The sequence below is a fragment of the Spongisporangium articulatum genome (assembly GCF_044465595.1).
Taxonomy (GTDB): Bacteria; Actinomycetota; Actinomycetes; order Actinomycetales; family Kineosporiaceae; genus Spongisporangium; species Spongisporangium articulatum.
Genome location: NZ_JBITLV010000008.1, coordinates 49,068 through 74,676, shown reverse-complemented (window position 1 = coordinate 74,676; position 25,609 = coordinate 49,068). Strand labels below are relative to the sequence as shown.

Here is a 25,609-nt window from a genome sequence, read left to right as displayed (position 1 = left end):
GTCCGATCACGGTGCGCGGCGCGCGCTCAGAACGGCGGCGCGGACGGCGTGAGCCGGGCCGGTCGGTCCGGCACCTCGGTGCCGGTCGGGGTGGTCCAGACGAGCGTCTGACCGTCGTCTCGGACGCTCCAGCCGGTCTCGTGCTTGACCCGGTGGTGGTGCCCGCACAGCGAGACGCCGTTGCAGGCGCAGGTCTCCCCACCCGCCGCGTAGGGGTGGCGGTGGTCGACGTCGCAGGCCGATGCCTGGGTGCGGCAGCCAGGGAACCGGCAATACCGATCCCGGGTCTGCACATGCTCTTTCAACACCTGGCCCGCCACGTATCCCGCCGTGCGCGTGCTCCTGCCCAACCCCAACAACGTCCCGTGTTCACCATCCACAACCGCACACTGGAACGACCCGGTCTCGACCGCGTCCGCAGCCAACCGTCGAGCCAGGAGGGCGGTCGACGGCCCGTACCTGTCCAGGTGAGCCGGCTGGTCACTGTCCCCGGCCAACACCGCCAACGGCACGGTGATCGTGACCCGAGTCTTCGGCTGCACACCAGCCCGTTCGCCGGTGAGCAGGTCGACCAGGACGTCGGCCCGCCGCTGGTCTGCCGTGCGGGAGTCCTTGAGCTGACCTGCGGTCTGCTCGATCACCGCCCGAACCTTCAGTCCGTCCTCGGCCGGCAGCAGCGCCCACAGTTCGACCATGTCGCCGTCGACCGGGGTGAACACGACCCGACGTTCCGCCCGGGCTTCTCGGGCGCGTTCCTCCGCGACCTCCGGCTCCGCGGCCAGAACCCAGCCCTTCAACAACTCCCGCAGCCCCGGCACCGTCAGGCCGGACGCAGCCTCGATCGCCGCACCCTCCAACCGCCGCCGGACCGACTCGTCACGAACGTTGGTCAGCCCATCGGCGATGGTCTCGGCCTTTCGCGCATCCACCCGCCCCGCGGCCAGCGCATCCAGGGTGGCGGGGAAACGGTGGATCAACCGACAGGAGGTGTCCTGCAGTTTCGTCGCCGCGTACCGGGACAGGCCCGTCTCGGTCGCGATCTCATCCGCCACCGCCCGCAGTTCCATCTCCGGGACCCGATCGGTGACCGGAGCCCGGCGGCGGGTCAGCTCGGCGACCAGCTCCAACTCCTGCGCGGCCAACGCGGCCTTGGCCCGCTGCAGCGCACGCAGCCCGGCCAGCAGCACCCGATCGTCTGCATCGGCGACGACGGCCCGGTCGTTCAGCGCCTGCAACCGCAGCGAAAGCGTTTCCCCGCTGGCGGAATCGAACTCCCAGCCCCGCCCGTCCGCCAGACCCGCACGCGCGAACTCGCGCTCCAGCTCATGCCAGTGAGCCAGCTCATCGGGAGTCAGCTCCGGCTCCGGGAAGGGCCGCTCGTCGCCCCTCCCGGTCTCCACGAAGCATTCCGACATGTGTTCGATTCTATCACGAGAGCGCTTATCTCACAACGAAATACGCGATACAGATCATGGCCTCAGTCCGAACTTCTCGATCACGAAGCGCCAAAACAGTGAGACCAGCGTTGCCACTTGCGCACCGTAGGCACAGAGTCTCTCTGTGCGTCCGACCAGGCCCACCGGGGTGACGAGAACTAGGCCATTACGCCCTGTTTCGGTGTACTGGCCAGCATGATCAGTTCTCGGGGCATTCGTACGTCTGGCGTGCTCGGCGCCGGAATCGTCCTGGTCGTGGGGCTTCTCGCCGCCCAGGCCGGTCCGGCCGGCGCCGCCCGGGTGACGGCGCTGTGCACGAACAGCAGCACCGACTCGGCGACCCTGCAGGCCGCGATCGACGGGTCGTCGGTCGGGGACGAGATCGTCATCGACGGTCCGTGCTCCCTGACCGCCACCCTCGTCCTGGCCGGTGGGCGCAGCTACCGGGGGGACGGGCGTCAGGCCACGCTGACCCAGGCGGCCGGCCGCAACCTGGGCGCGCTGCTCGCCTCGGACTCCTGGGCCGGCAACTGGACCTTCGCGGGTGAGCCGATCACCCTGCGGGACCTCACGATCGACGCGAACCGGGCGGCGAACCCGAGCGCGGGTGACGCGGTCGTCGTCCGGTCCTGGAACTCCCGCGTCGAGGACCTGACGATCTACAACGCGGCCGGCAACGGCCTGACGATCACGGCCACCTCGCGCAACGGCACGGGGCTGGGCTCGGGCAGGAGCCAGGTCAACGGACTGGTTCGCGGGGTCTTCGTCTCGAGCTCGGGCAAGAACGGGATCTACGTCCAGGACCCGGGCAACGCGGTGACCGACTGGAACCTGCTCGACTCGTGGGTGGCCGGCAGCGGGCAGAACGGCATCCGGCTCGAGAACGGCGCCGGATGGCGGGTTTCGGGCAACCACGTGTACGGCATCGTCCTGTCCGGGATCAGTGTCGACCGGCTCTTCGGTACCACCGTGGCGGACAACTACGTCGAGGACTTCGGCGCGGCCGGCAACGGGATCGGCGTGACCGTGCAGGGCGACTCGGCCAGCACGATCTCCGGCAACAAGGTCTTCCAGTACACCGGCGGAGGTGGGACGTTCATCGCGGTCAGGAGCGTCACGTACGGCACCGGCAACCTGGCCGTGACCGGGAACACGGTGCGGGGCAACGGTTCCGGTACCGGTCTGTCGTACCAGCGCGGGTCGAACGGGCTCGTGGTGACCTCGACCGGGAACGCCGTCGCCGGCGTCGCGACGCAGCGCAACGCCGGCTCCGGAGTCACCGTCACCGCCGGGGTGTGAGGTTCAGGCCTTCGCCTTCGTCTCGACCTTCTCCTCGGCCGGCTCGGCCTCGCGCTGCGCGGGCATGGCCAGCGCCTCGGAGACCTGCTTCGAGGTGTAGCCGTAGTAGCCGCTGCGGCTGGGCTTCGGGGCGAAGTTGAGCACCGTCCCCAGCACGGTCGCCCCGACCTTGCGCACCGCGTTCAGGGCCTGGGTGAACTCGTCGCGCCGGGTCTTGCCGTGCCGGCCGACCAGGATCACGCCGTCCACCTCGGAGGCGAGGATCGCGGCGTCCGTCACCAGCATCAGCGGCGGCGCGTCGATCACCACGACGTCGAACGTCTCGCGCAGCGTGGCCAGGGTGGTCTTCATCTGGCCGCTGGCCAGCAGCTCCGACGGGTTCGGCGGGACCGGCCCGGCGGGCAGGGCGGTCACCGTGCCCGGCAGTCCCTCGGTGAGCGCGCCGCCGATCGGCACGAGCACCTCGTCGAGGGCGTCGCGCCCGGCCAGCACGCTGGTCAGGCCGGCGCCGTCACTGAGGTCGAACAGCCGGCCGACGGTCGGCTTGCGCAGGTCGCCGTCCACGAGCGCGACCTTGGCCCCGCCCGCGGCCAGGGCGACGGCCAGGTTGGCCGACACCGTCGACTTGCCCTCGTTGGGCAGGGCCGAACTGACCACGATCAGCTTGGCCGGGGTGTCGACGCTGGTGAACTGCAGGTTGGTGCGCAGCGTCCGGAACGCCTCGGCGCGCGGGCTGTGCTCGCCGACCTGGGCCAGCGGCTGCCGGCCCGAGCGGCGGGTGAGCGGCACCAGGCCGAGCGGGGCCGCGCCGGTCAGCGCCTCGACGTCGGCGGCGCTGCGCACGGCGTTGTCCAGCTGCTGGCGGGCGACCGCGACGGTCAGGCCGAGGCCGAGGCCGGCCAGCAGGCCGAAGGCGATGTCGAGCGGCACCTTGGGCGTGATCGGGTTGTCCGGGACGACGGCGGGCTGGATCAGCGTGACCCGGACCAGGGAGGTGTCACTGGACGCCCCCGGGGCCTCGAGCCCGGCCACGAAGGTCGGGAACCGGGCGCCGATCGCGTTGGCGATGGCGGTGGCCCGCGAGGCGTCCGTGTCGTACACCGTCACCTCGAGGACGACGGTGCCGTCCGCGCTCGTGGCCGTGACGTTCTTGGCCAGCTCGCGGGCGGTGTACGGCAGGTTCAGCTCGGCGATCACCGGGCCGAGCAGCGTCGGGCTGGTGACGGCGTCGGCGTAGGACTTGACCCGCTGCTGGGTGAAGTCGGAGCCGACGGACAGCTCGTCGATGCTCGTGGCCTGGGTGCGGCTGGCGACGAACAGCTTCGCCGTGGCCTCGTACTTGGGCGTGGCCGTGGCCACCACCCCGACGGCGGCCGCGGTCCCGAGCATGGTCAGGACGAGCACGATCAGCCAGTGCTTCTTCAGGGCCTGGAGGTACTGCGCGAGAGTCACAAGGGTTCCCATCCTCGGCGGTTACGCAGAGTCATCGTAGATCCAAAACTACTGTCCGTGAGTCACGGAAAGCGATCTGTTACCCATCCGGCCCAACGCGAGCCCGGCCCGTAGGGTCGGGACGACGGCGCCGCGCACCTCGCGGCGCAGGGCCCGCAGGACCGGCTCCCGGCCCGGCTTGACCACCATCTCCACCACCTGGCCGGCCGTGTGCTCGCGGCGCACCTCGACCCGCGGCAGCGCGAACCGGTTGCCCGGGGTCACCCGGGTCGTCCTCAGCGCGAAGGCGGCGCGGTAGCCGGCCTTCTTCGCCGCCCGGCGGACCCGCCAGGTGTGTTCGCCGTACGGGTAGGCGATCGCCCGCGGCGTGCCCAGGCCGTGCGCGGCCAGGTCGGCCTTGGCCCGGCCGAGCTCCAGGGAGAGGTCCCCGGCCCGCAGCTGGGGCAGGTGGGTGTGGGAGCGGGTGTGCGACTGCACGTCCCAGCCCTCGTCGTGCAGGTGCAGCAGCTGCGGCACGGTCAGCAGCGGGACGCCGTCCGCCCGGGTGTTCGCGTCCCAGGCGTTGAACCCGGCGAACTGTCCGGTCACCGCGAAGACCACGCCGGGGATCCCGAGCCGGCGCAGCACCGGGGCGGCGTGCTCCAGGACCCCGGTGTACCCGTCGTCGAACGTGACCAGGACGCTGGGCGCCTCGACCGGCACGCCCTCCACGTGGCGCAGGTACTGGCGCAGGGTGAGGAATTGGAAACCCTGGTGGGACAGAGCTTTCAGCTGCTGCTCCAGCTGGGTGGCGGTCACCGCGTAGGGGTCGTCGCTCCGCTGCCGGTCGCCGACCACCGCGTGGAAGGCCAGGACCCGCAGCGGGGGAGCGGCGCCGGGCCGGCCGGCGGTGTCGAACCAGCCGCCCCAGTAGCGGGCGTTCTTCACCCGGCCGAAGGCGATCCGGGTGAGAGCGTCGGTGCGCCCGGCCTCGACCCGCCGGACGACGGCCCGCACCATCGCGGCCCGCAGCCTCCGAGGCACGACGCGCCGGGCCATCCGCCCGGTCGCCGCCCAGCGTGGCCCACCGCAGCGCTCGGCCAGGTGCCCGGCCAGTTCCGGGTGCTTCAGGGCCAGCATCGCGTCGGCCCGCCCGGCGCCGCGGTACTGGCGCAGGTACTGCTGCGGGGTGACCACGTAGCGCTGGTGGCTGATCGCCCGCGCCGCGTAGCGCAGGGTCGCGCCCTGACGGGTCAGCCGGTGGCCGAAGTCCGTGTCCTCGCCCCCGAACTGCCCGTCCCGGGTGAAGGCGACGTCGAAACCGCCCACCGCCTCGAACATCTCGGCCCGCACGGAGAGCTGTCCGGTGAGCAGGTCGTCCACCGTCAGCTCGCCGCCCGCGGCCAGCCGCTCGCGCCGGGCCGTGGCCCAGGCGCCCACGCCCAGCGAGAGCAGGGTGCGCGGCGAGTCGGCGTGCAACGGGATGTGCCCGAACACGGCGTCCGCCCCGGCCTCGCTGGCCGCCCAGTGCTCGGTGAGCAGGTCCCGGTCGGCGACCATGTCGTCGTCCAGGAAGAGCAGCAGGCGCCCCCGGGCGAGGCGGGCGCCGTGATTACGGGCGGCGGCCGCCCCCGCGTTCTCCTGCTCGACGACCCGCAGGGGGAACGGCAGGGAGCCGCCCGCGGCCAGCTCCCGCAGCGCGGCGGCGGTGCCGTCGGTCGAGCCGTCGACCACGACGACGACCTCCACGGGCCACGGCGCGGCGCACCGGCCCAGGGCCCGGACCGACTCCAGCACGACGTCCCGCCGCTCGTAGGTCGGGATCACGACGCTGATCCGGGGCTGTTCCACGGTGTTCATCTCCCGACCTTGATCGACTTCAGTTCGAGCGACTTGAGGCGCAGGGCGGGACGTTCCACCCCGAACCAGCTCAGCGCGGCGACCGGCAGGGTGGCCGCGACCGTGGCCGCCACGTACACCGGGTACCCCGCCGCCTGGACGCCGAGGATCGCCAGCAGCTGCCCGACCGGGAAGGCGTAGATGTAGACGCCGTACGACAGGTCGTGACGCAGGAACCCGGGCTCGCGCAGGCGGTAGGCCACCCAGATCGTCAGGTAGGCCAGTGCGGGCAGGGCTCCGGCCCGGTAGTCGTCCTGCAGCAGCAGGAGCCCGGCCCCCAGGACCAGCGCAGCCAGCGCGGCCACCCGGCCGTCGTGCGGGATCCGGTGCCGGTGCACGTACATCACCATCCCGGCGGCGAACACGCCCACGAACCGCACCCCCTGGGCCCGGTCCTCGCCCCCGCCGACGACCTCGGCCGCCTCGACGGCCATCGCGCCCAGCAGCGCGAGGACCGGCAGGACCCGCCACGCCACGGGCACCCGCCGGGCCAGCAGCCCCAGGACGGCGACCGCCAGGTAGGCCTTCGCCTCCCAGGCCAGGGTCCACAGCGACAGGTTCCACTCGCCCGGGTGCGGCACGCCCGAGGGGCCGCCCGCGATGTCGAGGAACTGCAGCTGCACGAAGGCGTTGTGGGTCACGTAGGCCAGCGGGTTGTGCGGTGACGTCCAGAACGCCTGCGTGGCGGTGCCTTCCAGGATCGCGACCAGGCAGGCCAGGCCGGCCACGAGGATCAGGCAGGTCCAGAAACCGGGCAGGATGCGCACCGCCCGGTGCCACAGGTAGCGCGGCAACGACGCGGCCCGCTCCCAGCTCATGGCGATCAGGAAGCCCGAGACGACGAAGAACCCGTCGACCCCGATCTGGCTCATGAAGGCCAGCTCCGGGCGCTCCGCGAACCCGCCCAGCAGGAAGCCGTGGTAGACGATCACCTGTACGGCCAGCGCCAGCCGCAGCAGGTTCGCGGCGTTGTCCCGCCCGCGCGCCGCGGCCACCGAACCGATCGTCGGCGTCGGAACTGATTCCCGAGCAGCTACTTCCGGCCTGTCAGCCGTCAGCTGGTCGAGCCGGTCGTCCCAGCTGTGCCCGTCGCCGCCCACGCCCGCACGGTCCGGTGCGCCGCCGGAACCCCCGGCCCCCACCAACGCAGGCGTGCGCGCCCCGACCTGGAGCTCCGCGCCGATCAGGGCCACGGCGGCCTGGTCGTCCTCGGGCAGGTCCACCACCTGGGCGCTCAGGTCGCCGGGCAGGGCGAGCCCGCGGGTGAAGACCCGGAAACCGCTGAGCGCGTTGAAGATCTTGGCCGGCGTGATCGTGCCGGCCCGCGCCCCGCGGTAGGCGCACAGCACGCCCCGCCAGTGCTGGATCGCGGCCGGCAGCTCCTGCGGCGGGACGGCGGGCCGCACGAGAACCCCGGCGGCCCTGAGCCTGTCACCCAACGCCGGGTCCTCGACCGGGCCGATCGTCTCGACGCTCAACCCGGCCTGCGCGCACCGGCACAGCAGGTCGACGTCCGTCTCGTCCCGCACCACCCCGAACCAGCCGATCGTGCCCTCGGGCCGTTCGGCCGGCCAGGCGAAGGTCGCGAACGCCGGGTCGGCGGCGGGCAGCACGACGTCCACCGGGCGCCGGGTCACCGTCTCGAGAACCGTGGCCAGGGAAGGGCTGTCGGACGTGACCTTCCAGTGCGCGGGCATGGCCGCCTCGGCGGCGCGGGGCGCGCGCGGCGGCCACCAGTGCGCGGGCACCTCGGTCCAGTCGATCACCGCGTCGTAGACCACGCGGCAGTCCGGCACCTTCCGCTCCAGCCGCGCGGCCAGCGCCAGGTACGCGGGCGTCGGCGCGTAGAGCAGCACGGTGAGCCCGCTCGAAGTGGAGTGCGGGTGGGCCCGCAGGATCCCGCGCGCCGTGCGCGCCGCCCAGACCCGCGGCAGGAGCAGGGCCAGGAGGGACGCGGCCACCAGGCGGACGGCGTCCGGACGCGCGTTGCGCACGTCGCTGCCGGCGTCCGAGCGACGACCGCTCAGCCGGCCGTGCACCACGTTGGCGACCTGCCGCCACGAGCGCGGCTGACTCTCCACGAAGGTGACGGGCCCCCGCGCCGCAGCGGCCACGGCCAGCGCCTGGTGCCGCTGCCACACGAAGTCCCACCGGATCGTGCTGAGGATGACGGTGGTCGCGGTCATGCCGGGATCAGCTCCTCTGCGAGGCTCTCGGTGGGGTCCGCGGGAGGTTCCACGGGGAGGCCGCGGGCGGCCAGGTGCAGCACCGCGGCGAGGATCAGGTAGGTGACCGGGGTCATCAGGGCCACCAGTTGCAGGTCGCCGGTCGTGCGCGCGACGAGGGCCGTCGCGGCGATCGAGAGCAGCGCGCCGACGGTGGTGATGGAGCCGAACCGGGCTGTGGCCAGCGCCCGCACGTAGCGGCACTCGAACTCCAGGGTCAGCCCGTACGGGATCGCCGACAGCGCCGCGATCACCGCGATCGGCCAGTGCTCGGCCGGGTGGTAGCTGCCCGGCAGCAGCACGAAACTCGCGACGACGGAGGCGATCGCGCCCCCGAGCGCCAGGACGGCGATCTCCAGCCGGAACCGGGCGGGGGAGCGGCCCATCAGCAGCCGCGGCATCCAGTAGCTGAACAGCGCCGTGGTGGCGAAGCTGCTCAGGTTCCCGAGCGTGTAGAAGGCCTGGTACTGCCCGGCGGCCTCGTGGTTGATGACCTGCGCGACGACGATCCGGTCGCCGGAGGTGAAGGCGACCAGCGCCACCGCGCTGAGGCTCAACGGTCCGCCCAGGCGCACCAGGTGGCGCAGGGCGGCCCCGGTCGGGCGGACGAACCAGGCCCGGTCGGCCCAGACCAGGCTGAGCAGGGTGACGGCGAGGACGACGCCCAGCCAGGCGCCGAGGTAGCCGCTCAGGCCGGCGCCGAGGACGACCAGCGCCGCCCCGGTGCACTGGGCCACCGGGCCGGCGCCGATCGACAGCGCCGCCCAGGGCAGGGCCCGGTCCTGGGCCCGCAGCCGGGACAGGCTCAGCGCGATGATCGCGTTGCCGGTGGCGAGGGGGACGATCACCGACTCGGGGTCGTGCAGCAGCGCGACCAGGCCGAGCCCGGCGATCGTGAGCAGGGCCATGCAGGTGCCGAAGCCGTGGGCCACGCTGCGCGACAGCACCTGGAACCGGCTGATCAGCTGCGGGGTGCCGAGGCCGAGGGCCATGGTCGCGAGCTGCTGGGACGTGGCGACCAGCGTGATCGTGCCGAACTGCTCCTTGGGCAGGTTGTGGGTCAGCACCGGCAGCAGGACGAGCGAGACCAGCGCCTGCACCGCGACGGTCGACAGGTAGATCAGACGGTTCACGCCGCCGCCTCCCGGCGTGCTCTGAGGTGCTGCGGGGTGGTGGCCACGACCAGGACCAGCGGCAGCAGGTGCCCGCCGTCGAAGTCCTCGAAGATGCACCAGACGGCGACGAAGACGACCACGGCGACGCCGATCACGTTGCCGTCGGCGGCCGCTCGCCGGGCCAACATCACCGCGACGGCCAGTACCAGGACGACGGCCAGGACGCCCGCCCGGAAGGTCAGCCCCAGGTACGTCGAGTGCGAGGCGACGCTGGCCACCAGGCCGTTCGACTGCGGCTTGATCCCGTAGCCCAGCAGCGGGAACGGCAGCTGCTGGATGTAGTGCCAGGTCAACGTGTAGATCGCCCCGCGCGACTCGGCCGAGCCCACGCGCTCGTCGTTGACGTGCGTGGCCCACTCGACGACCCGCGGGCCCCAGATGTACGCGGCCATCGGCAGGGCCATCAGGCCGACGACGATCGGGGTGAAGCCGAGCTTCAGCCGGCGCCGGGCCACCTCGCCGAGAGCCAGCGCGAGAGAACCCATCAGCGCGAACTCGACCGAGCGGCTCAGCGCGAAGTGCACGGCCACCGCCCCACCGGCGACCGCGGCCAGGCGCAGGGCGTTGTCCCCGGCCTGCGTCGAGCGGTACGTCAGGGCGATCAGCAGCGCCGCGGCCCCCGTGGCCCCGGCCCAGGTCGGGTTGCCCATCATCCCGGACGAGCGGATCGCGAAACCGTCCAGCCAGCTCGGGTACACCAACAGGTCGGAGGCGAAACTGGCCATGCCGCTGGGCATCTTGGCGCTCAGCCCGTGCAGCAGGGGCAGCCCGAGGCTGCCCGGGTAGACGGTGTAGGCGAGCGCCACCACCGCGCCCTGCACCGCCCCGATCAGCAGGAACAGGCGCAGCAGGTGCTCGCGGAAGGCGCCGTCGGCCGTGGCCCTGCGCAGCAGCGCCGCGGTGGCCACCCAGACCGTGACGTTCGCGGCCAGCGCCACGACGCGCCCCACGTTGAAGCCGAACGCCACCAGGCCCAGCGGAACCGACGCGACCAGCAGCTGCGACACGAGGATCAGCGCGGTCGACTCCGGCGTGCGCGGGGCGCTCGTGCGCCGGAACAGCAGGGCCCCCATCAGCAGCGGCCAGAACAGGCCGCCCAGACCGATCACCCACAGCAGCGGATAGGTGCCGACCACGAACAGGGCGGCCCGTCCCCCCTGGTCCCCGTGATCATGGAGGACTTCGTGATCATGGACGTCTGTCGGCCGCCGGCCGAGGTGCGCCCCGTCGAGAACGCTCACCGCCCGGCGACCCCCGTCGTCCGGCGGGCCGTGCGGCGGACCGAGGTCGTCACGTACAACCCGGCCACGGAGAACAGGCCGTGGGCGTAGCGGCGGGCCAGGCGCGGCTGCTGCCGCATCCGGAACGCCCACTCCAGCCCGGAGCGCTGGGCGAGTTCGGGCGCCCGGCGCTCGAGCCCGGCCAGGAAGCCCAGCCAGCCGCCGCAGGTCAGGATCAGCGCCTCGGGCAGCTCCTGGCGCCGGGCGTCGACCATGACCGCCTCCAGCGGCATGCCCAGCCCGATCACCACGACGTCGGGGTCGGACCGGCGGATCTCGGCCAGCGGGCCGGCCCACTCGGCGTGGTAGCCGTGGTCGGTGTGCACGACCACGGCCCCGGTCTCGGCCACGATCGTGGCGGCGGCCCGCTCGGCCACTCCGGGCCGGGCGCCGACGACGGCCACCCGCGCCGGACGGCCCAGGTTCTCGCCGAGCCGGCGGATCACGGGCAGCCCGATGTCGGTCGTCGCGGCCCGCTGCACCGAGCGGGCCCCGGCCGCCCGGGCCAGCAGCTCGACGCTCTTGCCGTCGGTGTAGACCACGTCGGCCCGGCGCATGGCCCGGACGAACCGGTGGTCACGCCGGCTGTTCAGGCCGCCCACGTGCAGGGCGAAGGCCACCACCCGGCGGTCGAGGGGGGTACCGAGCCGCTCCACCAGGTCGGCGGCGGAGCTGTCGGCGACCGCGAACGGGCCGACGCGCACCGACCGCAGCGGCAGCACGGTGCGTGAACGCGGGGGCCGGGTGACCGTCAGCTGACCCGGAATCTGACCCAGGGTGACGGTGCCGTTCGCCGGTGCGGTGGTGGACATGCCACCAGTGGAGCGGAACTATGATGACTCTGTGTACACGCGGGAGTGATGTTCGCTCACATGGAGTCACGCAGAGTGCGCCAAATCACCCATCGTCGTCAGGGCGCTTCAGCTTCTCCTCACGGGCCCGCAGGTCCGCCTCCCACCGCCGCAGGGCCTCCTCGTGCTCCCGGTCGACCCGGTCGAGGTCGCGCTGCAGCTGGTCGTCGATGGCGCCCGTGCTGCGGCCGGCCACGGGCCGCTCGTACTCCGGGAAGCCCGCCGTCTGCGTGGAGCGCCACGGGACGGCGTTGCCGCGCGAGCCGCCCCCGACCTGGGCCTCGATCATCTGGCTCAACCCCCGTCTGACATGGCGAAACAGGGTGAAGCTACACCCGTTGGACGCCGGGGGAATTGCCTTTGCGCACAGTGTGTTCGGGCCGTCATGGCTGGTTGGAACGAGATGGTCATCGAGCAGTTCCGGGCGGGGCAGGCGCGCATCGCCGACCGCTTCGACCGGGAGTACCTGCTCCTCCTGCACACCGTGGGGGCGCGGTCGGGGGAGCCGCGGCTCAGCCCCGTCGCCTACAAGGACGACGGCGGCCGGCTCCTGATCGCCGCCTCCGCCGGGGGCCGCCCGCAGCACCCCAGCTGGTACTTCAACCTCGTCGCCAATCCCGAGGTCACGGTGGAACGCTGGGTCGACGGGCAGCTGGTCACCCAGACGGCGCACGCCACCGCCCCCGAGGGCGCCGAGCGCGACCGGTTGTGGGACGAGTTCACCGCCTGGTCGCCCGGTTTCAAGGACTACGAGAAGTCCACCGACCGGAGGATCCCGGTGATCGTCCTCGAGCCCACCTCCTGAGGGCTGCCTCCCGACGGGCGACGGGCCCGGTTCGGCGGTAGACGTGGTCGGTGAAGATCACCGACACGGGCGACTTGTGGTGGAAGAACGCCGTCGTCTACTGCCTCGACGTCGAGACGTTCTGCGACTGGAACCGCGACGGCGTCGGTGACTTCGCCGGCCTCGCCCAGCGCATCGACTACCTGCACGAGCTCGGCGTGACGTGCCTGTGGCTGATGCCCTTCTACCCGACGGCCGAGGTGGACGACGGGTACGACATCACCGACTTCCAGGCCGTCGACTCCCGGCTGGGCACCTTCGGCGATTTCGTCGAGCTGATCCGGGTGGCCCGCGACCGCGGCCTCCGGGTGATCGCCGACCTCGTCGTCAACCACACGTCGGCGCAGCACCCGTGGTTCCGTTCGGCGCGCGCCGGAAAGGGGTCGCCGTACCGGGACTTCTACGTCTGGCGTTCCGACCCGCCGCCGGACACGTCGTCCGAGGTGGTCTTCCCGGACCAGGAGAGCAGCATCTGGGAACCGGACAAGCGGTCCGGCGAGTGGTACCTGCACCGGTTCTACCGCTCGCAGCCCGACCTCAACGTCCTCAACCCGGCCGTCCGCGACGAGATCGCCAAGACCATGGGCTTCTGGCTCCAGCTGGGGCTCAGCGGGTTCCGGGTGGACGCCGTCCCGTTCCTGATCGAGACCCTCGGGCAGTCCGAGGAGGCCGCCGCCCTGCTCCCGGACCCGCACGTCGTCCTGCGCGACCTGCGCGCGTTCCTCGGCCGGCGCACCGGCGACGGCATTCTGCTCGGCGAGGTGAACCTGCCGCACGCCCAGCAGGCGGAGTTCTTCGGGGGCGACGCCGGTGGTGAGCTGACCATGCAGTTCGACTTCATCGGCATGCAGTACCTCTACCTGGCGCTGGCCCGCCAGGACGCGCGACCGCTCGCGAAAGCGTTGCGGGAGCGGCCGGAGATCCCGAAGGACTGCCAGTGGGCCACCTTCGTGCGCAACCACGACGAACTCACGCTCGACAAGCTGTCCGACGCCGAGCGCGAGGAGGTCTTCGCGGCGTTCGGCCCCGAGCCGGAGATGCAGGTCTACGGGCGCGGTCTGCGGCGCCGGCTGCCGCCGATGCTCGGCGGTGACCCGCGCCGGTTGCGGATGGTCTACTCGCTGCTCTTCTCCCTGCCGGGCACGCCGGTGCTGTTCTACGGCGAGGAGATCGGCATGGGCGAGAATCCCTCGCTGCCGGGGCGTTCCGCGGTGCGCACGCCGATGCAGTGGTCGAACACGAAGAACGGCGGGTTCAGCGAGGCCCCGGCGTCAGCGTTGACGGCGCCCCTGGTCGAGGGGTCGTTCGGGCCGGAGTTCATCAACGTGGCCGACCAACGCCGCGACCCCGACTCGTTCCTGGCCTTCGTCGCGCACCTGATCCACCGGTACCGGCAGTGCCCCGAGCTGGGCTGGTCGACATTCCACGAGCTCGAGCAGCCGCACGCGGCCGTGCTCGCCCACCGGTGCACGTGGGACGACGGCACGCTCGTCGCGCTGCACAACCTCGGCCCGGACGGCGTGCAGGTGCCGGTCACGCTCGACGGCTGCGGGTCGTCGCACCGGCTGGTCGACCTGCTCGAGGACGGGTCGACACCGCTCGACGGCGCCGGTTCGGCCACCCTCGCGCTGGACGGCTACGGCTACCGCTGGTTGCGCGTCGTCGCCCCCGACTCCCGCCGGCTCATCTGAACGCATCATCCGGGCGTCACGCGCCGCAGCCAGCGTCGCTGCCACGGGGTCTCGACCGCGCGCGGGTGGTACCGCTCGCGCACGTAGGCCACGGCCTCGCCCGCGGGCACGCCGTCGAGCACGGCCAGCGCCGCGAGAGCCGTTCCGGTGCGGCCTTTCCCGCCCATGCACGCCACCTCGACCCGCTCGCCGGCCCGGGCCCGCCCCATCGCCTCCCGCAGGGCGTCGAGCGCGTCGTCGGTGTCGCGCGGCGTCCGGAAGTCGGGCCAGTCGATCCGCCGGTGCGGCCACGCCGGGACCGGCCCGGAGGCCAGCACCAGCGCGAAGTCCGCGGGCGAGCGCTCGTCCCGCAGGCGTCGTCCCCGTACGCGCAGCCCGCTGGGCAGCGTCAGCAGCCCGGTCTCGTCCGCCCAGTCCTCCCGCATGCATCGATGATGCATTCGTGCATGATCGATGCACCAATCCGCCGTTGATCATGCGCAAACGCATCACTCCTGCGTTGATCATGCGCAAACGCATCATGTGAAGGCGGTCCCATGCCGGTCCGGTTCGTGCGTCGCAGCGGCTGGGAGCCGCCGACCGAGGTGCAGTTGGACGACGACGAGCTGGGTCCCGCCGAGCGCTCGGCGCTCGCCGTGCTCGCCGCCGTCACCACGGCCCGGCTCGAGGGGATCCTGCGCAGCCAGCCGCACTACACGATCACCATCTCCGGCGACGGCCCGCCGACGCTGCTGCACCTCTACGACTCGCAGATCCCTCGTGAGGCCCGCGCCTTCGTGCGGGACCTGATCGGACGCGCTCGCTGAAGCCCTCCGGGAATCGACCAAGATCACCGCAGGAAGCGCATTTCGCTGGGTCAAAGCCGATGGAATGCCGCTTTTCCGGTGATCTTGAGGAGGTCACGGGTGCTGCGGTGGCGTGGTGGGTCGGTTATGTTCCCGCGATGGTGTGCAAGCGGTGCGGAGCGGACGTCGTCCCCGGGGCTAAGCGGTGCGGGAGCTGCGGAACGCCCGTGGAAGGGTCGGTCGGGAACGACGAGCCCACCGTCGTCCTGCCCGAGGGTGCCGGGCAGCAGCAGCCGACGATGCGGATGCCCGCGGCCACCTACCAGCCGACCCAGGCCCTCCCGCCCACCGCGTATCCGCCGCAGGACACGTACGGCCAGTACCCGCCGCAGGGCCAGTACCCACCGCACGGCCAGTACCCACCGCAGGGCCAGTACCCACCGCCCGGCGGGCGCCCGCCGGGGAACAACCGCAACAACCAGACCCCGCTGTACATCGCCGCGGCGGTGCTGGCCGTCGTCCTCGCCGTCCTGCTGACGTACCTGCTCACCCGGCCCGACGGGAACACCGCGGCCCCGACGCCGAGCAGCAGCGCGAGCGCCACGCCGTCCGCCACGCCGTCCGAGACACCCAAGGCCACGACCGAACCCGACCCGGGGACGAGCGGCACCAACCTGCTGAACACAGCCCGGAGGTTCGACGGCCCGCCGGGGTCGGGGTTCGAGGTGTTGCCGGGCAAGATCGTCCGGTACGACATCGACAAGCTGCGGGACGGGGACTGGAACAGCGTGTGGCGCACCCCGGGTGACGCGTCGGGGGAGGACATCGAGGCGCGCTGGTCGAAGCCGGTCTGGATCCACGAGCTCCAGCTGACCAACGGGTATGCGGTCGAGGACGAGGCTCTGCAGGACCGCTACCAGGCCGAACGCCGGATCACCCGGATCAGCGTCGAGGTCGACGGCGAACAGGTCGGCACGTACACCCTGAACGAGGACCCGGACGTGCAGACCATCACGCTCGACCAGCCCGTCCAGGGCAAGCGGTTCGAGCTGAACATCGAGGCCACGACCGACCCGGGCGACCCCAACCAGGACTTCACGGCCATGACGGAGCTCGTGGTGCGCTGAGCTGCGCCGGACGGACCCGCTGCCGGACTCCACGCACATCAACGATCGTTGATGTCGGCCTCCTCAGTGTGAACTCCGTCAACGTTCGCGACGCGCTCGCTGATAGTCGCGCGCCGGGTGGCCGGGTCGTGATTGCCTAGCGCGGGTGCGTATTCGCAGGCTGGTCGTGGGGGGTCTCGCGGCGCTCGTGGTGCTCGCCGCCGCAGGATGGCCGGTCTACGTGCACCCGCGCACCGACTCGGCGTCGGCGAGCGACCCGGCCGACGCGGTGGTCGCGCTGGGCGGCAACGTAGGCACGGCCTACGTCGCGCAGCGCATGTTCCGGGAGGGCCTGGCCCGGCACCTCGTGGTGTCCGACCCGTACGGGCAGTGGGAGCCGGGGATGTACGGCGTCTGCCCGGCCCGGGAACTCGCCCGCGAGCTGCGCCCGAACCGGCCGCAAGCGGCGAACGACGGCGCCGGCGTCACCTGCTTCGCGCCCGACCCGAGCACCACGCGCGGCGAGGCGATGGAGATCGGCCGGCTGGCCCGGGAGAACGGCTGGGACGACGTGATCGTCCTGGCCCCGACGTTCCACATCACGCGCTCGCGGGTGATCGTCGAGCGCTGCTACCCGGGCCGGTTGCGGATGGTCGACCCGCAACTGAGCTACCCGGTCTACTGGTGGCCCTGGCAGTACCTGTACCAGACCGCCGGATTTGCGAAGGTCGTTCTGCGGCACGGCTGTTGAGCGCTCGCGTTCTGTAGTTACTCGGGTACCATCGGTAACCGTGACGACCCGAGGACGCCCGTCGCGGGTGGTCCTGGCACTGCTCGTCGTGGGTTCAGTGCTGCTGGCCGGGTGCGGCCCGGACGACGACCGCCACACCTCCGCGGCCCGCCTCCCGGACGGCCCGGTCACCGTGCCCGCCCCGCGCGCCGGCCCCTTCACGGCGGCCAGCGTGTGGAAGAAGAACATCGCCAAGGCGCCACTGGCGGCCGGCTCGAAGGCCATGGCCCGCAACCTGAACGGCCAGGTGACCGACCGCTACGGCGGGGTCGCCGCGTTCAACGTCACGCAGTACAACGCCAGCTTCTACGGCGTCTCGAAGGACCAGCCCCGCACGACGATCGCCTGGGACGACTGCCAGGGCAAGGGATCCGTGCCCCAGGGGTTGTACGGCCCGGGCGGGCAGTTCGTCGGGGTCCCGATCCCGTCCAGCGCCGTGCCCTCGGCGGGCACCGACCGCAGCCTGGTGATCTACCAGAAGTCCACCGACACGATGTGGGACTTCTGGCGCATCGCCAACCGCGCCGACGGCTGGCACGCCTGCTGGGGCGGGCGGATCGACAAGGTCTCCACGTCGAAGGGCTTCTTCACCGGCAGTTTCGGGGCCAGCGCGTCGGGGCTGAGCCTGATCGGCGGGGCCGTCGGCATCAAGGAGGCCCAGGCGGGCCGCATCGACCACGCGCTCGCGCTGGCCATCCCCAACCCGGCGGTGCACACCCGGGTCAGCTGGCCCGCGCAGCGCTCCGACGGCTTCGACACCTCGCCCGCCGCCATCCCCGAGGGCACCCGGCTGCGGCTGGACCCGAGGGTGAAGGTGAGCACGCTGAAGCTGCACCCGATCGCGAAGATGATCGCCCGGGCCGCGCAGAAGTACGGGTTCATCGTGACCGACAAGTCCGGGGCGGTCGCGGTGGTGACCGAGAGCGGCGCGGGCGTCCAGGCCCGGACCGGTACCAACCCGTGGAACGCCCTGATGCAGGGCACGCCCGACTACCTGATCATGAAGAACTTCCCCTGGGACAAGCTGCAGGCGCTGCCCAAGAACTACGGAAAACCCAAGCGCTGAAGGCTCTTACGACAGACGCTTACGACAGGTCGACGACGAAGAAGTCCTTGAAGTGCTCGTCGAAGGCGGCCAGCAGCTCCCGGCAGCGCGCCGCCCGCTCGGGGCTCGACCAGGGGCCCTCGACCACGGCGCCCAGCCCCTCGCGCACCCGGCGGTAGGTCTCGCCGTCCTGGCGCGAGTAGAGCACCCGCAGGTGCTGGCCGCCGCGGTGCAGCCCGTCGCCCAGCTGCTCCAGGGTGGGCAGCCCGTAGGGGTGCTCGACACGGCCGAACAGCTCGACGAACAGTCGGATCAGCAGGATGCGGAACGCCTTGTCCCGGAACGGTTCCCGACTTCGGGCGGCGCGCTGGAAGAGCCGGTAGGTGCTGATCGTGTAGTTGAAGTGCACCGTGCGTTCGGCCAGCCCCACCCCGACGTCGATCCGGCCGGGTCCGGTGTGCAGCTGCGGCCAGAACGTCGTGTCGAAGGTGTGCCGCTCGCCGTCCACCACCGCGTCGTGCCCGAAGTGCCGGTGCGGTGGGAAGTCCCGGAACCAGGCCACCCGCCCGCACAGCTCCCACGTGGCGGCCAGCCGGCGCCCGCGCTCGGCGTACCAGTCGTCCCAGGCCGGGGAGATGCCGAGGACGTCCACGTCCTCCTTCTCCGCCAGCTCGAACTCGTCGGCGTGCACCCGCGGGTCCCGCAGGAACAGGTCGGCGTCGTGCAGGACGATGCGGTCGGCCTGGGCGGCGCGCACCCCGGTGACCAGCTGCGCGCCGTGGTTGCGGCCCGGGTCGCCGAGGCGGGGGAGCACCAGCCGCTCCGCCGCCGGCAGGGGCAGCAGCCGGAGCGGGTCCGGCCAGTCGCGGCGGGCGTCGGCGACCACGCGCCGCACGGCGGCCGTCGACCGGTCGGGGATCACCAGCGTCTCGACCCGGTGCGTCGGGTCCTGCAACCGGCACACGGCCAGGGCCAGCTCGAGGAAGACGGGCAGGTCGCCGGGGACGGGCAGCAGCAGCGAGTACCCGGGCTGGGGGTGCGGGTGGGCGGGCCGCCCCCACCGGGCGAACCGGGCCTGCCAGTACCGACCGCGAACGCTCACCGCGCGCCTTCCTTCCCGAGCTTGTGGACGACGCCCCGCGCCGCCTCCAGGCAGCGCCGCGGTCCGAAGACCAGCAGGCAGTAGACGATTCCCGCGGGGACCGACACCGCGGCCGCGCTCAACAGCCCGAGCCCGCCGCCGGGCAGCCAGGGGCGCGCCGCCAGTTCGAGCAGCACGGTGAGGCCGACCGTGACGGCCACCGGCACGACCGGGATCCACCGCACGAACGCTGTCGGCCGACCGTCGAGGGCGGCCCGGGCCCGCCACAGCAGGTACGAGACCGACAGCCACTGGGTGATCGCGGTGGCGGCCGCCGTCCCGACGATCCCGAACGGGCGCACCAGCGCCACCAGGAGCGCCAGGTTCAGCACCACCGACAGCACCGAGTAGCGGGCCTCCACGGCCGGCAGGCCCACCGTGTTCAACCAGCCGAGCAGCACCCCGCTACCGAGCACCGCCACGTTCCCGGCCACCAGCACCGTGGCCACGACCCCGGCGTCGGTGTACGCCGGCCCCAGCCAGGCCTGCACGGCGAAGTACGCGGAGCCCAGCGCCATGGACGACCAGCCGCAGACCGCCAGCACCCACTGCCGTTGCAGCCGCTCGAACGTCTCCGCCGCCGCCCGCCCACGGGCCCCGTAGTCGCGGCCGAGCCACGCCACCACGGGGCGTAACCCGTTCAGCGGGAGGAACTTCAGCTGCAGCGCGTAGTTGGCGCCGACGTTGTACACGCCGACCTCGCGCACGCGCAGCACGGCGCCGGAGAACAGCGACGCCAGCTGTGAGTTGATCAGCCCGGCCAGGCCCTGGATCTGCACCTTCCAGGCGAAGCTCAGGTACTCGCGCACCTCGCGCAGGCCGAGGAACCCCAGCGCCGAACGGTCCGCGAACCGCAACGCCGACGGTGCCGCCAGCACCACGCACGTCACCGCCTGGGCCAGCAGCACCCACGAGACCTCGCGCAGGCCGCCGTGATCCAGCAGGACCAGGGCCAGCCCGGCCATCAACACCACGTAGCCCGCCACGTAGGCCAGCGACGTCCCGGCGAACCGGCCGTGCGCGTTCGCGAGCGCGCACCACACGGAGTACACCAGCCAGAACACCGTCACGAAGGCCATCACCCGGATCAGGAAGGCGCCCTCCGCGGCCACGTCGGCCGGGGCGTGCACGACGTTGACCAGCCAGGGCGCGAGCACGCCGACCAGCAGCGCCGCGGCCGAGCCGAGGACCAGCACGGTGCTCACGAGGGTGACCAGCAGCCTGGTGCTGAGCGCGGTCTCGCCCGCCCCGGCGTACAGGCTGAAGTAGCGCCCCGCCGAGGCGGTCAGGCCCCCGTCGAACGAGCCCAGGAAGCTCAGCAGGTTGATCGCCAGGATGTACATGCCGTACCGGTCGGGGCCGAGGCCGTGCACCACGTACGGCGTCATCACGATCGCGCTGATCGCCGGCGCGACCTGGGTCAGCGAACTCCACGCCCCCGAGCGCAGCACCGACGGCCGGGCCGCCTCGTCGACGCTCTGCTCGACGCCTTCGACGCCCTCGAGGCCCGCCGTCACGCGCGCACCGGTTCGCGAACGTCGAGCCCGGCCACGTCGAGCAACCGGCGCCGGTAGGCCTCGGGGGAGAAGAAGCCGAGAGCCGCGTCGCGGGCCCGCCGCCGCATCGCCAGGTGGTGCGCGCGCCGGCCGGGGTCGGTGGCCAGGACGTCGGTCAGCGCCGCCCGCAACGCCTCCACGTCGGCGGGGACGACGACCCCCGTCGTCCCGTTGTCCACGCAGTCGTGCGCGGCGCCCAGCGGGTCGGCGACCACCACGACCTTGCCCAGCGCCATCCCGTTCAGGTACGTCTGCTGCCCGGCGCTGCGGCTCGAGTCGGCCAGCGGCACGACGAGCACGTCGCACCGCTCGAGTTCCGCGCGGTAGCGCGTCTCGGTGAGCTGAGCGACCACCACGCGCCCGTCGTCCCGGGGCGCGAGCCGGTCGGTGGCGACCAGCAGCCGGGCGCCCCTCAGGTCCGTGAACGCGTCCAGCAGGAGCCCGTAGTCGCGCAGGCTGTTGCCACCGGCGAACACCCGCACCGGGTCGTGCGGGTCACCGATCGACGGCAGCGCCCCCGCGCCCGCCTCCCACAGCGTGTGCCGGAACGGCGTGACGACGACGCGGGACGCCGGCACCCCCCAGGTCTGCGCGAACCGCTGTCGTTCGGGGGTGGACAGCACGCACCAGCGGACGTCGGGCCCGTCTGCGGCCCGCACCAGCAGCCGGGCCAGCCAGGGCAGGACGGCGGCGAACGGCCCGAGCCGGGCCTCGAGCGCCCGGCTCGTCGGCTCGATCGTCGCGTCGGAGACCACGATCCGGGGACGGTCGCCGAAAGCCTTGCGCAGCAAGCACATCCGGCGCAGCAGCACCGCGCCGAGCAGGTCGCGATAACCGTCCCGCAGGGTCACCGTGCCGCGCAGCACGATCGCCTGCCGCCCGCGTGACTCGCGCCAGAAGCGCCACAGCCAGACCGGCAGCGGCAACGTCCGGTGCGGGTCGCGGGCCCTCAGGACGTCGACCGCGCGGTTCCACACCGGGTCCTCGTCGCACCACATGGTGGACAGGCCCGGTGTGCGAGGTCGGGACATGTGGCCCAACGTAACCCAGGTCCGTCACCACATGTGCCCGAACGGTCACGTTGAGCCATTGTCCTCGCTACGCTTACCGGCAACAGGTCAGGACGACGTCAAGGGTGGGTCCGGGAAATGGTTGTCAGAATCCGCTGGGCGATCTACGCCGCCCTCGCGCTGCTGCCCGTCGTCGGCGCGCTCGTCGGCGCACTCGCCGTCCAGGGCAAGCCGCCCGTCTACTCCGCCGAGTCGCGGCTGGCCGTCGTCGCCAAGGACCTCGGCACCGGCACCAGCCTCGCCGAGACCTACGCCCGGTACCTGACCGACGACATGGTGCGCCCGCAGCTCAACCCCGCGGTCTCCACCCAGGTCCAGAGCATCACCGCCAGCCCGATCCCGGACTCCAACGTCCTGCGCATCGAGGTCAAGGCGTCCGACCCCGCCGCCGCGCTGGCCGCCACCAAGACCGCCACCACGGTGATGAAGTCCCGGGTCGTCGAGCTGAGCGGTCAGGGCAAGGCCAAGGACACCCTGGCCAAGCTCGAACGTCTCAACCGGCAGGTCGCGACGCAGCAGAGCCGGGTCAACGCCTCGGGGGGCACCGGCTCCGACTACATCGACGCCTCCACCCAGCTGGGCACGCTGCAGGCCCAGGCCAACGCCCTGAACGCCACCTACCAGAGCCTGATGACCGGAGCCGCGGCCGCCGACCTCAGCGTCGTGCGCGAGCCGGTCAACACCGGGGACAACGCCGCCAGCCGCAAGCAGATCTACCTCCTGGCCGGCTTCGGTGGCGGCGCGTTGATCGCCTACGTCATCGGCCGGCTGGTCGCCGGGCTCCGGCTGCCCGAGGCGCGCGACCGCCGTCGTCCGGACCGGGCGCCGCAGCCCGAGTCCTACGACCCCTTCGAGACGTACGACGACCGCCGCGCGGACGCCGTCCAGGCCCCCGTCCCGGCCCACGCTCCGGCCGCGCCCGCCGTCCTGCCCGAACCGCTGTTGCAGGTCGAGATCCCGGACGACGACCGCCCCCGCCGCGTCGAACTCCCCCGGGATCGGGCGACCGATCGGTCGGGTGAGACCGCACCTCAGCCGCTGCTGCGGCTGTTCTCGCCGCCCGAGCCGGCCGCCGCGCACGCTGTGCCGTCCGGGGGCGGCCAGGCCGGCTCCCGCGCCGGCATGAGTTCGATGCTGCGGGACGACGCCCCGCCGGCGGTCCGCGTCCAGGGCCCGGCCCCGGTCGCGCAACCCCTTCAGGCCGTCCAGCCCGTCCAGCCCGCTCAACCCGTCATGCCCGCCCGGCCGGCCCGTTCCCCGCTGCCGCCCGCCGATGCGGACGAGATGCCGACCCGGACGCTCGGCGCGATGCCGGGCCCGATGCCGTCGACCCTGCCTCCGGCGCAGGGACTGCCGCCCGGGCCGACGGCGCAGGGACCGCGTCGGGCCGCCGCGGCCCCGCTGCGCCCGCGGACGACGTCCGACAAGCCTCTGCGCCGGGGGCTGCTCGACTTCGACGACCTCGAGATCAGGCGGCCCGACCCGCGTCACGGGAGCTGATCCGTGAGCCTGACGCTCACGGACCGGAGGGCGGCGCCGCAGTCCGAGCCGGGGACGGCGCGCCGCCCCCGGCCGCTCGAGGGGCACTCGCTGAGCGCCTACCTGTGCCTGGCCGGCCTGGTGACCACCGTGTTCGCCGGCCAGACCCAGTACCTGGGTTGGCCTTTCGCGCCCAACCGGTTCCTGCTGCTGGCCAGCGTGCTGGTCGTGTTCCACGAGCGGACGCGGCGCGACCGGCCCGACGACGGGCTGCGGTTCCGGGTCGAGCCGGTCGCCGTGGTGATGGCGGCGACGGCCCTGTGGGTGACGTGTTCGGCGATCGCCGTGGGCACGCTGCACGACCCCTACGGCTTCTACGCGCTGGTCGACCGGATCGTCTTCCCGTTCCTGTTCGTGATCGTCGGCCCGTTCGTCTTCCGCACCCCGCAGCAGCGGGACCTGCTCCTGAAATGCCTTGTCCTGCTGGGTATCTACCTGGGGGCGACGGCCTTCTTCGAGGTGATCGGGCCGCGCTCGCTGGTGCGCCCGGCGTTCATCAACCGCCCGGAACTCGGCATCCACTACGGCCGCGCGCGCGGTCCGTTCCTGTCCGCCGAACCGGACGGCCTGACCATGCTGACGTGCGCGTTCGCGGCCTGGTACGCCGCCGGACGGCTGCGCTGGTGGTGGCGCCCGGCCGCCTTGGCCTGCGTCGGGCTGGCCAGCCTGGGCTGCCTCCTCACGTTGACCCGCTCCATCTGGGTGGGCTTCGTGCTGGCCTTCGTGGTGGTCGCCTTCCGCGAACCGCGGATCCGGAAGTGGTTCCCCGCCGTCGCTCTCGTGCTGGTCCTCGGCCTGCTCGGCGCGCTGGCCCACTTCCCCGGCCTGTCCACGATGGTCGACGACCGGGCCAACACGCAGGGGTCGTTGTACGACCGGGCCAGCACCGACGCGGCGGCGCTGCGGATGGTCCAGGCGCACCCGTTGTTCGGCGTCGGCTGGGTGAAGTTCGTCGACGAGAACCAGGACTACGTGCGGCAGGCCGACGACATCCCGATCGGGTACACGAAGATCGAGGCGCACAACGTGGTGCTGGGCCGGGCCGCCGAACTGGGCCTGCCCGGCTGCGCGCTCTGGCTGCTGTGCGTGCTGCTCGGCCCGGTGCGGGCGTTGCGGCGCACCTCAGCGAACCCGCCCCGCGGCGGTCCGGTCAACCGGGTGCTCGGCGAACCGGAGACGGGCGGCTGGTGGATGATCGCCGCCGCCACGACCGTCGGCTGGGCGGTCACCGTCATGCTCTCCCCGGTGCCCTATCCCTTGCCGAACCTGCTCGTCTTCATGCTGGCCGGCATCGCCCTCTCCGACCGCCATCCCCCCGTTGATCATGCGCAAACGCAGAACTTCCCCGTCGATCATGCGCAAACGCAGGATCGTATTCACCACGAACGGTGAGTGATCCTCGGTCGCAGGCCGAGCATCTCGCCGACCCCGTGCTCGAGGAGCAGCGTCGGGCCGAGGACGTGGGCCTTGCCGACGCCGACGACGTTCCAGCGGTGCCGTTCGAACATGTCGCGGCGGCGGTCCGCGTCGTGCTGTTGTTGTTCGGGGGAGCCGTGGAACTCCTCGCCGTCGTACTCCACAGCGATGCGTAGGTCGGGCCAGCCGAGGTCGAGGCGGTAGATCTCGAGGCCGCCGTCCAGGATCGGGATCTGAGCCTCCGGTCGCGGAAAGCCCGCGTCGAGAAGCCTCAGCCGTAGCCAACTCTCACCGTATGACTCCGACTTCGGCTCCACTGCGTCGAGCAGTCGCCGGGCTTGGCGGACGAAGCGGTGACCGTGCCATCGGTCGAGTATCGCCTCGACACCGTCGAGGTCGACCAGCTTCCGGCGCGCCATCCGATCGGCGACCGCCAGGGCCATGTGCGCGGGAAGCCACCGGAGCAGGTCGGCGAGAGTCCGCTCCGGGGTGGTCAACGGGAAGCCGAGACCGGTATCGAATTCGTCGGGTTCGAGATCCGTGACGTACGAACGGATACCGGGCCGGCGCAAGGGTGTCGCCCCGAGCGGGACCAGGCACTCGACGTCCAGGTCGATCCCGCGCTCGGACGGCAGGCGCGGGTCGACCTCCATCAGATCCGCCGCCGTGCGCCGGCCGATCGCGCCCCCGGGCGGGAGCAGCAGGCCGGCCATCCGGGCGCGGTCGAGCAGGTCGGCCGGTTCGGCGGTCGTGCGCAGGCCGTGGTGCGGGCGGCCGAGCCGCCCGGTCTCCCGCCGGTACTGGTCGACCCCTCGGGTCAGGCCGAGGTCACGGGCCGTCGAGACGGTGAAGGAGCCGCCGGTCGAGATGAGGTCGTGGAGCTGGTGCAGTCCGAAGGAACCCCGTTTTGTCATGCACCTCAGGATGAGGCCACCGCAGGCGCGACCCGCAAGTTATCCACAGGGCAGGGCCCCAGGCGATGCTGCGTTTGTGCATGATCAACGCGCAAGTCATGCGTTTGCGCATGATC

22 protein-coding genes are annotated in these 25,609 nt (G+C 72.3%); 9 read left to right on the top strand and 13 right to left on the bottom strand.

Going from position 1 to position 25,609, the window contains the following annotated elements:
- Positions 1-26: 26 nt before the first annotated feature.
- On the bottom strand, positions 27-1,415 hold the full coding sequence (locus ACIB24_RS21210) for an HNH endonuclease signature motif containing protein (protein WP_398284198.1): 1,389 nt from the start codon (positions 1,413-1,415) through the stop codon (positions 27-29).
- A gap of 249 nt (positions 1,416-1,664) precedes the next feature.
- Between ACIB24_RS21210 and ACIB24_RS21205 the strand changes: the two genes are divergently transcribed.
- Positions 1,665-2,735 carry a right-handed parallel beta-helix repeat-containing protein gene (locus ACIB24_RS21205; RefSeq protein ID WP_398284197.1) on the top strand — a complete coding sequence of 357 codons (1,071 nt, stop codon included), beginning with the start codon at positions 1,665-1,667 and terminating at the stop codon, positions 2,733-2,735.
- A gap of 3 nt (positions 2,736-2,738) precedes the next feature.
- Here the strand turns inward: ACIB24_RS21205 and ACIB24_RS21200 are convergent, their stop codons facing one another.
- The 7 genes from ACIB24_RS21200 to ACIB24_RS21170 form a co-directional block, all read right to left on the bottom strand.
- Positions 2,739-4,199, bottom strand: a complete 1,461-nt coding sequence (locus ACIB24_RS21200) for a polysaccharide biosynthesis tyrosine autokinase (RefSeq protein ID WP_398284196.1) — start codon at positions 4,197-4,199, stop codon at positions 2,739-2,741.
- A gap of 36 nt (positions 4,200-4,235) precedes the next feature.
- Entirely contained in the window at positions 4,236-6,026 is a 1,791-nt protein-coding gene (locus ACIB24_RS21195) for a glycosyltransferase (RefSeq protein WP_398284195.1), read from the bottom strand.
- Positions 6,023-8,251 (bottom strand): acyltransferase family protein, encoded by a 2,229-nt coding sequence (locus ACIB24_RS21190; protein ID WP_398284194.1) that lies wholly within the window; start codon positions 8,249-8,251, stop codon positions 6,023-6,025. The genes ACIB24_RS21195 and ACIB24_RS21190 overlap by 4 nt, the downstream gene beginning before the upstream one ends.
- Entirely contained in the window at positions 8,248-9,423 is a 1,176-nt protein-coding gene (locus ACIB24_RS21185) for an oligosaccharide flippase family protein (protein WP_398284193.1), read from the bottom strand. The genes ACIB24_RS21190 and ACIB24_RS21185 overlap by 4 nt, the downstream gene beginning before the upstream one ends.
- Entirely contained in the window at positions 9,420-10,706 is a 1,287-nt protein-coding gene (locus ACIB24_RS21180) for an O-antigen ligase family protein (protein WP_398284192.1), read from the bottom strand. The genes ACIB24_RS21185 and ACIB24_RS21180 overlap by 4 nt, the downstream gene beginning before the upstream one ends.
- Positions 10,703-11,557 (bottom strand): WecB/TagA/CpsF family glycosyltransferase, encoded by an 855-nt coding sequence (locus tag ACIB24_RS21175; protein ID WP_398284191.1) that lies wholly within the window; start codon positions 11,555-11,557, stop codon positions 10,703-10,705. Before ACIB24_RS21175 ends, ACIB24_RS21180 begins: the two co-directional genes overlap by 4 nt.
- Positions 11,558-11,642: 85 nt before the next feature.
- A complete protein-coding gene (locus ACIB24_RS21170; RefSeq protein ID WP_398284190.1) occupies positions 11,643-11,885 on the bottom strand; it encodes a hypothetical protein in 243 nt (80 codons plus the stop codon).
- Positions 11,886-11,981: 96 nt separating this feature from the next.
- Between ACIB24_RS21170 and ACIB24_RS21165 the strand changes: the two genes are divergently transcribed.
- Positions 11,982-12,401: a nitroreductase/quinone reductase family protein gene (locus tag ACIB24_RS21165; RefSeq protein WP_398284189.1), complete on the top strand. Its 420-nt coding sequence runs from the start codon at positions 11,982-11,984 to the stop codon at positions 12,399-12,401.
- Positions 12,402-12,451: 50 nt separating this feature from the next.
- Complete coding sequence (locus ACIB24_RS21160) at positions 12,452-14,131, top strand: alpha-amylase family protein (RefSeq protein ID WP_398284188.1); 1,680 nt, start codon at positions 12,452-12,454, stop codon at positions 14,129-14,131.
- Between the two features lie 5 nt (positions 14,132-14,136).
- Here ACIB24_RS21160 and ACIB24_RS21155 read toward each other — a convergent pair whose 3' ends face one another.
- Positions 14,137-14,556: a protein-tyrosine phosphatase family protein gene (locus ACIB24_RS21155; protein ID WP_398284187.1), complete on the bottom strand. Its 420-nt coding sequence runs from the start codon at positions 14,554-14,556 to the stop codon at positions 14,137-14,139.
- 111 nt (positions 14,557-14,667) lie between these two features.
- On the opposite strand from ACIB24_RS21155, the gene ACIB24_RS21150 reads away from it, so the two are divergent.
- The 4 genes from ACIB24_RS21150 to ACIB24_RS21135 all read left to right on the top strand — a co-directional run bounded on the left by ACIB24_RS21150 (position 14,668) and on the right by ACIB24_RS21135 (position 17,878).
- On the top strand, positions 14,668-14,937 hold the full coding sequence (locus ACIB24_RS21150; protein ID WP_398284186.1) for a hypothetical protein: 270 nt from the start codon (positions 14,668-14,670) through the stop codon (positions 14,935-14,937).
- Positions 14,938-15,143: 206 nt separating this feature from the next.
- Complete coding sequence (locus tag ACIB24_RS21145; protein ID WP_398284185.1) at positions 15,144-16,043, top strand: NADase-type glycan-binding domain-containing protein; 900 nt, start codon at positions 15,144-15,146, stop codon at positions 16,041-16,043.
- A 145-nt stretch (positions 16,044-16,188) separates the two neighbouring features.
- Positions 16,189-16,773 carry a hypothetical protein gene (locus ACIB24_RS21140; protein ID WP_398284184.1) on the top strand — a complete coding sequence of 195 codons (585 nt, stop codon included), beginning with the start codon at positions 16,189-16,191 and terminating at the stop codon, positions 16,771-16,773.
- A 40-nt stretch (positions 16,774-16,813) separates the two neighbouring features.
- Positions 16,814-17,878 (top strand): DUF4124 domain-containing protein, encoded by a 1,065-nt coding sequence (locus ACIB24_RS21135; protein WP_398284183.1) that lies wholly within the window; start codon positions 16,814-16,816, stop codon positions 17,876-17,878.
- A 19-nt stretch (positions 17,879-17,897) separates the two neighbouring features.
- On the opposite strand, the gene ACIB24_RS21130 is transcribed toward ACIB24_RS21135, so the two are convergent.
- From ACIB24_RS21130 to ACIB24_RS21120, 3 genes are read right to left on the bottom strand one after another with little or no spacing between them, the layout of a single operon-like run.
- Positions 17,898-18,959 carry a hypothetical protein gene (locus tag ACIB24_RS21130; protein ID WP_398284182.1) on the bottom strand — a complete coding sequence of 354 codons (1,062 nt, stop codon included), beginning with the start codon at positions 18,957-18,959 and terminating at the stop codon, positions 17,898-17,900.
- Positions 18,956-20,515, bottom strand: a complete 1,560-nt coding sequence (locus tag ACIB24_RS21125; protein ID WP_398284181.1) for an oligosaccharide flippase family protein — start codon at positions 20,513-20,515, stop codon at positions 18,956-18,958. The genes ACIB24_RS21130 and ACIB24_RS21125 overlap by 4 nt, the downstream gene beginning before the upstream one ends.
- Positions 20,512-21,585: a glycosyltransferase gene (locus ACIB24_RS21120; protein ID WP_398284180.1), complete on the bottom strand. Its 1,074-nt coding sequence runs from the start codon at positions 21,583-21,585 to the stop codon at positions 20,512-20,514. The genes ACIB24_RS21125 and ACIB24_RS21120 overlap by 4 nt, the downstream gene beginning before the upstream one ends.
- A 117-nt stretch (positions 21,586-21,702) precedes the next feature.
- On the opposite strand from ACIB24_RS21120, the gene ACIB24_RS21115 reads away from it, so the two are divergent.
- Together ACIB24_RS21115 and ACIB24_RS21110 are read left to right on the top strand one after the other, a co-directional pair.
- Positions 21,703-23,124 (top strand): hypothetical protein, encoded by a 1,422-nt coding sequence (locus tag ACIB24_RS21115; RefSeq protein WP_398284179.1) that lies wholly within the window; start codon positions 21,703-21,705, stop codon positions 23,122-23,124.
- 3 nt (positions 23,125-23,127) lie between these two features.
- A complete protein-coding gene (locus ACIB24_RS21110; RefSeq protein WP_398284178.1) occupies positions 23,128-24,555 on the top strand; it encodes an O-antigen ligase family protein in 1,428 nt (475 codons plus the stop codon).
- Here ACIB24_RS21110 and ACIB24_RS21105 read toward each other — a convergent pair.
- Positions 24,540-25,493: a hypothetical protein gene (locus ACIB24_RS21105; RefSeq protein ID WP_398284177.1), complete on the bottom strand. Its 954-nt coding sequence runs from the start codon at positions 25,491-25,493 to the stop codon at positions 24,540-24,542. The two genes, ACIB24_RS21110 and ACIB24_RS21105, sit on opposite strands and share 16 nt — an antisense overlap.
- Positions 25,494-25,609: the final 116 nt, after the last annotated feature.

Coding starts and splice junctions, on each gene's coding strand:
- ACIB24_RS21210 (WP_398284198.1), bottom strand. CDS start 1,415: ATGTCGGAATGCTTCGTGGAGACCGGGAGGGGCGACGAGCGGCCCTTC.
- ACIB24_RS21200 (WP_398284196.1), bottom strand. CDS start 4,199: ATGGGAACCCTTGTGACTCTCGCGCAGTACCTCCAGGCCCTGAAGAAG.
- ACIB24_RS21195 (WP_398284195.1), bottom strand. CDS start 6,026: ATGAACACCGTGGAACAGCCCCGGATCAGCGTCGTGATCCCGACCTAC.
- ACIB24_RS21190 (WP_398284194.1), bottom strand. CDS start 8,251: ATGACCGCGACCACCGTCATCCTCAGCACGATCCGGTGGGACTTCGTG.
- ACIB24_RS21175 (WP_398284191.1), bottom strand. CDS start 11,557: ATGTCCACCACCGCACCGGCGAACGGCACCGTCACCCTGGGTCAGATT.
- ACIB24_RS21170 (WP_398284190.1), bottom strand. CDS start 11,885: ATGATCGAGGCCCAGGTCGGGGGCGGCTCGCGCGGCAACGCCGTCCCG.
- ACIB24_RS21165 (WP_398284189.1), top strand. CDS start 11,982: ATGGCTGGTTGGAACGAGATGGTCATCGAGCAGTTCCGGGCGGGGCAG.
- ACIB24_RS21155 (WP_398284187.1), bottom strand. CDS start 14,556: ATGCGGGAGGACTGGGCGGACGAGACCGGGCTGCTGACGCTGCCCAGC.
- ACIB24_RS21150 (WP_398284186.1), top strand. CDS start 14,668: ATGCCGGTCCGGTTCGTGCGTCGCAGCGGCTGGGAGCCGCCGACCGAG.
- ACIB24_RS21120 (WP_398284180.1), bottom strand. CDS start 21,585: ATGTCCCGACCTCGCACACCGGGCCTGTCCACCATGTGGTGCGACGAG.
- ACIB24_RS21115 (WP_398284179.1), top strand. CDS start 21,703: ATGGTTGTCAGAATCCGCTGGGCGATCTACGCCGCCCTCGCGCTGCTG.
- ACIB24_RS21105 (WP_398284177.1), bottom strand. CDS start 25,493: ATGACAAAACGGGGTTCCTTCGGACTGCACCAGCTCCACGACCTCATC.